Origin of the sequence: Stenotrophomonas sp. PS02300 (assembly GCF_029959395.1) — a bacterium.
GTDB classification, from domain to species: domain Bacteria; phylum Pseudomonadota; class Gammaproteobacteria; order Xanthomonadales; family Xanthomonadaceae; genus Stenotrophomonas; species Stenotrophomonas maltophilia_AD.
On the sequence record NZ_JASCOP010000137.1, the window covers coordinates 1 to 10,645 of the forward strand.

A 10,645-nucleotide genomic window follows, 5' to 3' on the forward strand; every position below is an offset into this window, starting at 1 on the left:
GCCCCGACCCTATCCCCAGCCCGTCAGCACACCATCTGCAGCGCATACCGAGGGGGCCTGATGGGAATGAGCTAGGGCCGTGCAGAAGCGTCCTGAAGACTACGCATCGGGCGTCTTCCTGAGGGTGTTCGGCTGCAGCACCTGCTATACGGAAAGGGCGACTGAAACGAGTGCGGGATACCGTTGCTACTGCTGGGCATGTCACAACGGAATTGCATATACGCAAAGGACGTGTGATCGTATGCCTCACTAAACGCCCTGCCACCACTTGATGACCAAACAACTTCTCACCTTTGATAGGACCCGCATGCTTTTGGCCACTGAGTTCACTCTCTGTGAGGCCAGGACAACATGAGCAAGATTCCGAAGGGAAAGCGCGTCGCCCTCTACTTGCGTGTCAGTCACGCCGAGCGCACGGTCGAGAATCAGCGGCAGGCGCTGCTGCAGTGGGCCGAGTACGCAGGCCTTGAAGTGACTGATGTCTACACCGACGAGGGCATTAGCGGTGCCAAGGGCCGCGACAAGCGCCCCGGCTTCGACGCCATGCTCAAGGACGCCACCCGCCGCAAGTTCGATGTGCTGGCCTCATGGTCCGTGGACCGCCTTGGGCGCAGCCTGACGGGTCTCCTCGACACCCTGCAGGAGCTTCATGGCGCCGGAGTAGACCTGTACCTGCACCAGCAGGCCGTAGACACCCGCACACCTGCCGGAAAGGCAATGTTCCAAATGATGGGTGTGTTCGCTGAGTTCGAGCGCGCGATGATTCAGGAGCGCGTCAAGGCTGGAATGAGCCGCGCCCGGTCACAGGGTAAACACGTGGGGCGTCCATCTGTACCTGAGGCCACCCGAGAGCGCCTAAGGGAGCTTCTGAGAGGCGGCATGGGCCAGCTCAAAGCGGCGCGCGAGTGCGGCGTTGGCACGTCCGTAGCGCAGGAGGAGGCCCGTAAGCTGCGGGAGGAAGTCGTCTGAGGGCACTGACTTCCACCGCCGCTGGACCTGAGGGGGGGCGCCTGCACTATCGGCATGATGCCTACACTTTCCCAGACGTTCAATTCATACACACCCTAGGCAGAAGTTACGCGCGTTAGCCGAAGTTCCGCCCTAAATCGTACCCCCGCTAGGGTATGGCCTCATTGGTGTACTTGTTAATAAGGTTATTCGGAAGCCAAGCAAATGTCCTCCCAAGCACCACCGGCACCTCCCTCAGTCCACCTCAAGCGACCGGCGCCACTCTCTGAGCGCCGAATTCAAGTTATCACTACCGGCCCGGCTGAAGACCCTCACGCCCTCCCCTCGCCCCTTCAAGTCACCGGATGGGCCGAGCTAGCTGACCGCCTGATGCAGTCGCGCCCGGTAGCCGCACAGCGCGCTGAAGCGAAGCATGCCGTACGCATGCAGGAGGCGTATGAGATTGCTTCAGGTCGACGAAAGAACGGGCGCAAGGGTGAGTACCTTCGTAAGGCCATTGATGAGCAGGTGGCGTCAGCGAAACTGCAGCGGAAGAAGACGGCCTGCGTGTTCCGCGAGCTTGCCGAGGGCGCTGAGGGTGCAGCGCTTGAGTGGCACACCAAGGAGAATAAAGACTGCAAGGGTGCCAAACGGGTGACCGCATTGCGGGTTACTCCGTCGATGAAGATGCCGTCGCTTCCCGTCCCGCGCCCGATGAGTGAGCATCTGGATTGGGAGTTCCGTGAACACCCAGAGCGATACATCACCGAGGAACCCAAGCAGGCGGGGGTAGTCCAAGACAAGACCGACACCCCGAGCCGGGGGCCATCTACTGACGACCTGAAGGCTATTCACACGGAGGTGCGCTACGCATTGAAGGGTGAGCGCAACGCTGAGACGGACGCGGCCCGGAAGAAGGCAAGGGCGAAGAAGCTAACCGCAGCCCGCGTCAAGAAGTACGCGGCGAGGAAGAAGGCGGCGGCGCTGGCGGCTCCAGAGCGTTAGTTTTTTTGGGGTCAGCCCAACTGCTTTACGGATCTTCGGCGTTTTTACTCGCTTCTATTGAAAGCAGTCCCTGTCCGTGAGGGTTGCTGTGACTTTAGGCGTGTCCTGATGCCTACCTGAGGTCCACCTATGGGGCACCCGCGCCTACCGCTGCAGCGTTAGTTTCATTCGCAGTCAGGCTTACTGCTACATGGCTCTCCGGCGTTTTTACCCGCTTCTATCGAAGGCAACCTCTGTAGTTGTCTCTTGAGCGATCCTCAGGACTCCGTGGCGCTGCCCGCCCGGGGGACCTTGAGCTGACCTCCTCCCTGTGCACCTGCCCCCCCCCCTCCAAGCACCGGCCGCATTGACGGGCTTGTCTTGGTCGATCATGTGTATGGGCATCGCTGACGGTCCACCTACGCTCCACCTTAGGTCCCGCCCGCTCCTGCTCTTCTCCCTTTGGTTGATTGTCTCCCCCGGCATACCCGACCGATCTGCGTTCCAGCCGATGCCTTTACCAGCCTCCGGCGCTTGCATGATTAGGTCCGGCAGATCCCCGGGGTACGTCTCGGGGAATCGGATCGTCAACAGCTGCGGGGCGTCCAGCTGCTGCACCTGCATTGCGCGGTAGTCGAACTAATCCTCATGGAGCTCCGGCAGGCAGGACCCTTGATTGGTGATGTCGGTCGGCTGCTCAAACGGGACCGTGCGCAAGCTTAGATTCTTCCGCCCGTCCGCCGGCGGCGTATTGAACTTGATGATCGTGCTGCGGGCGCTGCTGCCCCCCCTTCACCGCGCACGGAGACGGGGAACTTCCGTAGGGTCACTCCCGTTTCCCACGAGCACGGAGACGTGCAGCGGGCTGAAGCAGCGTGGTCCAGGAAACTCGCTTGCGACCCCATTGCCCCTGCAATTCGTTCGGCGGTCGTTGGTGGTGATGGTCGTGAATTCGGTGGCTGCAGAAAAAAGTAGCCCCGCATTGGCGGGACTGGGCTTAGAATCGCGGCGGGTGTTCAACTAAACAGGGGACTTATGAAATTGCGGATGGCAATTGCGCTGCTCGCCGTTACTGGCACTGCAGGCGCTTCGGTTTACGGCGGGTCGAACCTGGGATTCTCCGGATACCCAGACCCCACCTGTCGCAAGCCTTACCCTCCCTACAGCGATTCGGCTATGGACCGCGAAAACTACCGCAGCGACATGGACCGGTACATTCGTTGCGTGAAGGAGTATTTGGAGAATGCGAACAACGACATTGATCGCATCCGGCAGGCTCAGGAAGAGGCCATCGCCGAAGCGAAACGCAGGTAACTACTACTGTTCGTCCTTCGACCGGCGGTACATCAGGTAGGCGGGCTTCGGCCGGGTTGGCTGCGGTGTAGTGACCCGTGCCGACGTCGTAAAGGTACTCCCCAGCGGTCAGCATCTGGTTGCTTGGAATACCTGTTCCCGGGCCTGCAGCGCGGGCACCCATCTTGATCAGCTTTTCAGCGTCGGGTTTTCGTCATCTTCGACCCACGCCCTGCCCTCATTCCATTCCGCCCGTCCGAATTTCGCCAGCGCTATACCCGCATCAGCTAGAGGCTTACGTCGCCCCGTGCTGGCTTGCCTTCGATGGTCGCCTGAGCCTCTCGGCGGATCATTACGCTGTCAGCGCAGCCATATGATCCGGATGCTCGCAGACATCGTCCAATGAATCCGTCCATAGCGATTGGTGCGTAACCAAGGGACGCGTAGGCCAAGCCTCGGTTCCTGACACGAGGAACTGAGGTCAGCGAGCGTCGAGGATTGACTTGACAACAGCGGGTCGCCATCTCGACTCCAAGTACAGCAGCGTGCGTTGGCCCACCTGTTCAGCGTTACCAGGCGCACCACTTATGATGATGTCCGCCACAATCGCAGCAAGGAGGTCGTCCCGTTGTTCTTGGCAGGAAGCCTCTGCCGCCTGAATCACCGCGTTAACATCCTCCGCCTTCTTCGCGTATCGGACGGCGCCCTGCTGAACACACTCAAAGTACGGCCGGGCGATTGACGTCATCCCGGGACCTTCTGCATACGCACTCGCGCCAGGGAAGAGCAGAACGGCCACGAGGGCGGCAGGGAGTTTCGTCATAGTTCAAAGTTTGCCGGAGATTTTCGTTGGGGTATATGACTACTAGGGCCGGGCGGTTGACCCTCCAGTAGACCCAAGCGCTCCATCGGCCTGCCGACAGACCGCACGCGTCACCTGCACTCCTCCACCACAGCAACCGGTTGATTCCTAAGGTCAACCGATGGATTAGGTATTAATTTCTACGGGTATCGACGGCCGACGCCGGACGTTACGCGCTGCAAACCCTTCGCGTCCTTCCGCCTCAATCTGTCTTTTTGCGCCACCGATACCGAGCGGACTTTCACAGCGGCAACCCACTTTCCTTTGATGAGCGCGTGCTTAAGCGGCTTCGTGTCATTCTGGATGAGGCGGCGCTACGGCTGCAGGGCGGCCGCGCAGCAGACAAGCAATAGTCAAGTGACTCCGATGTTCATAGGGCATGGCTGGCGTGAACCGCGCCGGGGCGTAAACCTTGTCAACTTGAAACCTTCTCGGCCAGCTTATATTCATTCCAGACTGAGCCACCTCCGCCCCACCAACTGAGCCACCCGCACCGCTCAACTTATTTATCAATATATTAGGAGTTCTCTCACTTCGCCGTACTGCCTCCCACCTTCGGCACCATGGAATCCAAAAGGCCAGATCGAAAGATCTGGCCTTTTGCTTTGGGGCGCGCTCAGACCAGCCGCAGCACGGCCGGCCCACCCGGGGCGCCCGACTGCGCCGCCTGGCGCAGCACCTGCGCCACCGCCCCGTCGACCCGGAACGCCGCCACCGTCTGCAGCAGCTGGGTGGCCTGCTCTTCCATGCTGCGCGCGGCGGCCGATGCCTCTTCCACCAGCGCGGCATTCTGCTGCGGGCTCTGGTCGATGTGCTCCACCGCCTGGTTGATCTGCACGATGCTCTCGCTCTGCTGCTGCGCACCGGTGCTGATCCGCGCGATCAGGTCATCCACCCGCTTCACGCTCTCCACGATTTCTTCCATGGTGCGCCCCGCGCTCTCGACCTGGGCGGTGCCCGTGCCGACGCGGTCCACCGAATCGTCGATCAACTGCTTGATCTCCTTGGCGGCGCTCGCCGAACGCTGCGACAGCGAACGGATCTCGCCGGCCACCACCGCAAAGCCGCGCCCATGTTCGCCGGCGCGCGCCGCTTCCACGGCCGCGTTCAGGGCCAGGATGTTGGTCTGGAAGGCGATGCCGTCGATCACGCTGATGATGTCGACGATGCGGCGCGACGATGTATTGATCAGCGCCATGGTAGCCACCACGTCGCTGACCACCTTGCCGCCCTGCGCCGCCACGTCCACCGCACCGCCGGCGAGCTGGCTGGCCTGGCGGGCATTGTCCGCGCTCTGCCGCACCGTACTGGTCAAGCCCTGCAGCGACACCGCCGTTTCCTCCAGCGAAGCCGCCTGCTGCTCGGTGCGCTGGGACAGATCCGTATTGCCTACGGCGATCTCACTGGCGCCCAGCGCTACGGCGTCGGCCGCCACGCGGATCTGGCCGATCATGCTGCCCATGGTGGCCACCATCGCATTGACGCCCTCGCACAGTTCGGCGATGGCGCCGGTCGCGTCGCCCGCATCGATGCGCCTGCTCAGGTCGCCTGCCTGCGCGGCGGAAACCACTTCGCGGGTCTGCGCAACGGCACTGGCCAACGCCTGTGCATCGCGCACCTGCGCGGTGACGTCGGTGGCGTACTTGACCACCTTGAACGGCCGGCCGTTCATGTCGAAGATCGGGTTATAGGACGCCTGGATCCAGATCTCGCGCCCGCCCTTGCCCAGCCGCCGGTACTGGCCAGCGTCGTACTCGCCACGGCCGAGTTTCTGCCAGAACTGGCGATACGCATCGCTGCGGGCGTAGTCCGGCTCGGCGAACATCGAATGATGCTGCCCGCGGATCTCGTCCAGCGTATAGCCCGTCGCCGCCAGGAAGTTCTCATTGGCCGACAGGATGCGACCGTCCAGGCCGAATTCGATCACCGCCTGCGACGTATTGATGGCGGCCAGCTGCCCGGCGAAATCGGCCGCCTGCATCTGCTGGGCGGTGATGTCGGTGGCGAACTTGACCACCTTGAAGGGCTTGCCGCTGCTGTCGAACACCGGGTTGTAGGAGGCCTGGATCCAGACCTCGCGCCCGCCCTTGCCGATGCGCCGGTACTGGCCCGCATCGAACTCGCCCTTGCCCAGGCGCGCCCAGAAGTCGCGGTAGGTCGTGCTGCGCACATGCTCGGGATCGACAAACATGGAATGGTGGCGTCCGCGGATTTCCTCCAGCGTATAGCCCAGGGTCTGCAGGAAGTTTGCATTGGCCTCGAGGATGGTGCCCTCGAGGTCGAATTCGATCACCGCCTGCACGCGGTGCAGCGCGGCCACCTGGGCTTCCAGCGCGGCGTTGCGCTGGGCAAGGGCCACGGCCGCCTGCTGCGTGGCACGCGGCGAGAACGCCAGCGCACCCAGCGAGCGCAGGAAGGACGGTGCGGATGCGCCAGGGCGAGCGGACGCCGGCGGCTGTATGGCTGCGATGGACATCGTTGTTTCCTCGGTTCCAACAAGCTCAATGGGCTACGCCGGGCCCTATGCCCGATGTAGTACGCAGGACGCTTGGGGACTCACGAAGACCGTCATGGGGATGACGTCCCTTCCGTGGGGCAGATCGTTTCCGTCTGCCCTCCTTGTAGCGGTCTGCGCAGGAGAAACTTTAGGGCGGTGGTGCGTCAACGCCGCCGCCCGGTACCCGCCAGGGCGGCAGCCGGTTTTCCAGCCAGTGCCCGGGACAACTCCTGTGCCGGCTGCACATCGAACATCCGCGCGTACTGCGCGGCCATCCGGCCCAGGTCCCACACACCAAAGCGCGAGCAGATCCCCGTCACGGTGTCGCCCGGGGTGGCCGAGCGCAGCGCACCGCGGATCGCATGCAGGCGCTCGACCAGATAGAACTGGTGCGGCGCCATCCCGAACAGGTCGTCGAACGCCCGGTTGAGCGAGCGCTGCGAGGCGCCCACTGCGAACGGAATGTCCGCGAACGCCGCCTCCCCGCGCAGGCTGCGCTGGATATGCGCAATGCCGCGCCGCACGATCTCCCGGCGCGACAGCGGCGGGCGCCCGCGCCTGGCCGGTGCCTGCCCATGCCCCGCCAGCAGGTGGCACTGCAGCACCGCAGCCGCCAGCTGGTTGACGAAGGACCCGCGCGCGCCCGGCTGCGCGAACGCGTCAGGGCTGCCTTCATGCACGTCGAATGCCCGCTGGATCAACGCCCCGATCCGCTCCACCATCGGCGCGGTGGCGGTGATGTTGCCCGTGCGGTACAGCCAGGACGGCTCCAGTCCATCGACCTGCGCGACCTGTTCCATCAGGACGTGCTCGGCGAAGTCGATTGCCAGGAACCGCGCCGGCACCTGGCTGAAACCATGCACCTCCACCTGCGGCGCCAGCCAGGTGAAGCCGTCCTCGCCGACCCGCTGCCCATCCAGCGTGGTCTGGCTGCCCGGCAGGGACAGATAGACGCCGAACCGCCCCGCGTGCGGCGCGCCGCGATACAGCACCGGGGCACCATCCAGGCCATGCATCAGAATCACGCCATCAAGGTCGAGCATATTCAGCGACCAGGCGCCGTCGCCACGACCGGCAATGCGCATTTCGCCGTCGATTCCGTTGATGGAATTGGAATACGCCTCAAAGTCCGGGTAAATCAGCAAAGGCATAATCTGAATATATTGAGTGAACCGACTGGCCCACTCTACTTCACATGAACAGGGAGCGTGAACGGCAATTGGTCATGCACGAATCCGGCGAATTTGGCTAACTTTACGTAGCGGCATGGAAACCGCGACAGTAAGAATTAGCCCGCCTCGCGATGGGGTGTCTGGACGGTGGGGACTGTCCGACACTCCATCGCACGGCGCCTGCACCGGATACTCCCGTAATAATGCAAAGCGCGTCCCGCTTTTGTTGCCGGGGCCCGCCCACATTCCATTCATTGGCGTATGTATATATCGCCAGATAATGCGTTTACCGCTGCCGGGATCAGGGTATCGGCCGCATGTGGCTGCGCTTGAGAAAACCAGGCCGCTGCGGGCCGGGAAAATACTGACCGGTTCAGCCCGGTCCGCCCTCACTGCTGTCCAGGTCGATGTCGCCATCCACATCCAGCGGATCCGGCCCGCCATGCACGGGCGCTTCCACCTGCACGTTGTTCTTGCCCAGCGCCTTGGCCCGGTAGCACTGCGCATCGGCCGCGGCCACGGCCGCATCCACGCTCATGTGGCCGCCGATCGCGGCGATGCCGATGCTGGTGCCGACGACCAGGCGCTCCACGCCCCACGGCACGCTCAGGTTGCGCACCGCTTCGAGCAGGTCACTGGCAATGCGTCGCGCGCGGCGGAGCGAACAACCGGCCAGGATCACCGCGAATTCGTCGCCACCCAGGCGCGCCACGATGTCCGAATCGCGCACGCCATGCCGGAGCACCGTGGCAACGGCCCACAGCATGGCGTCCCCGGCCAGGTGGCCGTGGCTGTCGTTGATCGGCTTGAAGTTGTCCAGGTCGATGAACATCAGCGAGGCCGACTGCCCGGTCCGGGCCACCCGGGTGATGGCCTCCTGCAGGTGCGCTTCGAAGCCGCGCCGGTTGCTCAGCTCGGTCAGCGGGTCCACCTCGGCCAGATGCCGCGCTTCGCGCTGGCGGGCACGCTGCTGGGTGACGTCACGAATCACCCACACCGCGCCACTGACCTGCCCGTCCCCGCCCTGCAGCCAGGCCCGGGTGAGGTCCACCGGCAGCAGCTGGGCGCCCACTGACAACAACAGGTCCGAATGCAGGTCCACCGCATTGCTCTCCGCATCCAGCAGCACGGCCAGGTCCAGCGGCGAGCGCGGCGCGTACTCGGTGGTCAGTTCCATCACGTCCTGGACCTGGCTGCCGGTGACCGGCGCGGCCCCCTCGCCCGCCAGCGCGCGCGTGGCCGCCGCATTGGCGTACTGGATGTGCCCTTCCAGGTCGAGGGTGAGCACCATGTCGGCCACCGCATCGAGGGTCACCCGGGTGCGCTGCTCCGATTCGCGCAGCTGCTGGCCACTGAAACGCTGCGCGGTGACGTCCTGGATCTGCGAGACGAAATGCAGCGGCTCGCCGTGTGGCGCACGCACCAGCGATACCGACAGCCGGCCCCACACCACGTTGCCGCCCTTGCCCAGGTAACGCTTGTCCATGTGGTAGTGGTCGCGGCGACCAGCCAGCAGGTCGCCCACCAGCGTCAGGTCGGTATGCAGGTCGTCGGGATGGGTCAGGGTCTGGAAGTCGATCTCCAGCAGTTCGGCGCGGGTGTAGCCCAGGATGCCGCACAGCGCGTCATTGACGTCCAGCCAGCGCCCTTCCAGCGAGACCAGCGCCATGCCCAGCGCCGCAGACGAAAACGCACCGGCGAATTTCTCCGCGGCCACGTACGCCTGCTCGCGCATTTCCAGCAGCGGGGTGATGTCCACCGCCATGCCCACGTAGCCCAGGCGCTGGCCGTTGCCCGAGTCGAGCGGGCTGATCGACAGCCGCACCTGGCGGTGTTCGCCATCCTTGCGCACGAAGGTCCACTGGTGCGACCAGGTCCCGTGCGCGGCGCGCGTGGTCAGCGCCTCGAAGATGGTCGGCACCCGGCCATCGGCATCGGCCAGCGGGCGCAGGTAGTCCTCCATCTCGTGCACTTCATGGAACAGGCCCGGGTTGACCCGCCCGATCACCTCGTCCGGGTGGTAGCCCAGCAGCTTCTGCGCGCCGCTGTTGAACAGGTTGACCACGCCGTCGGGATCGGTGGCGATCACCGCCACCTCATCGGAGGCATCGACCACGGCCTGCAGGCGCTGGCGCATGTCCGCCGCATCTTCGAGCGCGTTCTGCAGGTCGCTGACATCGGCATGCGCGCCCGCCATCCACAGCGGCTGGCCGTGCGCATCCCATTCGTAGACGCGCCCGCGGTCCTGCACCCAGATCCACCGCCCTTCCTTGTGGCGCATCCGGCACAGGCTGTCGTAATGCGGGGAGCGTCCTTCCAGATGCTCGCGCAGCAGCGCGTTGGATTGGGCCAGGTCATCGGGGTGGACCAGCCGGAAGAAGGTCTCCGGCGTGATGGGCGCCAGTTCGTCGCGGGTGTAGCCGACGATCTGCGCCCAGCGCTCGTTGACCCGCATGGCACCGGTCTGGCAGTTCCACTCCCAGGTGCCCATCGCGGTGCCGTCGATGATCATTTCCAGGCGGCGCCGCTGTTCGGACGCCTCCTGCAGTGCATCGGTCGGAGGCGGCATGGGTTTCATGCGGCCACCCCGAAGGCGCCACGGGTGGCGCCTTCGCACTGGCCTGGACCGCATTGCCCCGCCCGCTGATCTGTCATCTGGCCTCCCGCTCCCCGCCTAGCGTACCGGCATTCAACGGGAAACGGGATCAAGCCCTCGTCACGCCCACGCAGGGCGGGCCTCAGCCGCCGCGCTTGGCCCGCGCGAAGGCGTCGGCCAGGGCATTGTTGGCCGGCGGCGCACTGCTGCCCGGGCGCGGGCCGGGGGCCGGGCCACGACCGCCCGGCCGGGCACCACCGCCATCGCGCCGACCACCACCGGCCGGGCGCGCA

General features: G+C 64.4%; 6 protein-coding genes. 3 read left to right on the forward strand and 3 right to left on the reverse strand.

All coding sequences use genetic code 11. From position 1 onward, the window contains the following. The first annotated feature begins 351 nt into the window (after positions 1–351). The 3 genes from QMX79_RS17860 to QMX79_RS17870 all read left to right on the forward strand — a co-directional run bounded on the left by QMX79_RS17860 (position 352) and on the right by QMX79_RS17870 (position 3,246). Positions 352–969 carry a recombinase family protein gene (locus QMX79_RS17860; protein ID WP_282247959.1) on the forward strand — a complete coding sequence of 206 codons (618 nt, stop codon included), beginning with the start codon at positions 352–354 and terminating at the stop codon, positions 967–969. A 369-nt stretch (positions 970–1,338) separates the two neighbouring features. Continuing rightward, positions 1,339–1,953, forward strand: coding sequence for a hypothetical protein (locus tag QMX79_RS17865; RefSeq protein ID WP_282247960.1), 615 nt, complete (start codon positions 1,339–1,341; stop codon positions 1,951–1,953). Positions 1,954–2,979: 1,026 nt separating this feature from the next. After that, positions 2,980–3,246 carry a hypothetical protein gene (locus QMX79_RS17870; RefSeq protein ID WP_282247961.1) on the forward strand — a complete coding sequence of 89 codons (267 nt, stop codon included), beginning with the start codon at positions 2,980–2,982 and terminating at the stop codon, positions 3,244–3,246. A gap of 1,457 nt (positions 3,247–4,703) precedes the next feature. Here QMX79_RS17870 and QMX79_RS17875 read toward each other — a convergent pair. The 3 genes from QMX79_RS17875 to QMX79_RS17885 form a co-directional block, all read right to left on the reverse strand. Continuing rightward, on the reverse strand, positions 4,704–6,563 hold the full coding sequence (locus QMX79_RS17875) for a methyl-accepting chemotaxis protein (protein ID WP_282247962.1): 1,860 nt from the start codon (positions 6,561–6,563) through the stop codon (positions 4,704–4,706). A gap of 185 nt (positions 6,564–6,748) precedes the next feature. After that, positions 6,749–7,735, reverse strand: a complete 987-nt coding sequence (locus QMX79_RS17880) for a helix-turn-helix domain-containing protein (protein ID WP_282247963.1) — start codon at positions 7,733–7,735, stop codon at positions 6,749–6,751. Positions 7,736–8,129: 394 nt separating this feature from the next. Then, entirely contained in the window at positions 8,130–10,325 is a 2,196-nt protein-coding gene (locus QMX79_RS17885; protein WP_282247964.1) for a PAS domain S-box protein, read from the reverse strand. Positions 10,326–10,645 lie beyond the last annotated feature (320 nt).

Bases quoted from the DNA above. Each gene is read 5' to 3' on its own strand.
- QMX79_RS17860 (WP_282247959.1), top strand. From the start codon at position 352: ATGAGCAAGATTCCGAAGGGAAAGCGCGTCGCCCTCTACTTGCGTGTC.
- QMX79_RS17865 (WP_282247960.1), top strand. From the start codon at position 1,339: ATGCAGTCGCGCCCGGTAGCCGCACAGCGCGCTGAAGCGAAGCATGCC.
- QMX79_RS17870 (WP_282247961.1), top strand. From the start codon at position 2,980: ATGGCAATTGCGCTGCTCGCCGTTACTGGCACTGCAGGCGCTTCGGTT.
- QMX79_RS17875 (WP_282247962.1), bottom strand. From the start codon at position 6,563: ATGTCCATCGCAGCCATACAGCCGCCGGCGTCCGCTCGCCCTGGCGCA.
- QMX79_RS17880 (WP_282247963.1), bottom strand. From the start codon at position 7,735: ATGCCTTTGCTGATTTACCCGGACTTTGAGGCGTATTCCAATTCCATC.
- QMX79_RS17885 (WP_282247964.1), bottom strand. From the start codon at position 10,325: ATGCCGCCTCCGACCGATGCACTGCAGGAGGCGTCCGAACAGCGGCGC.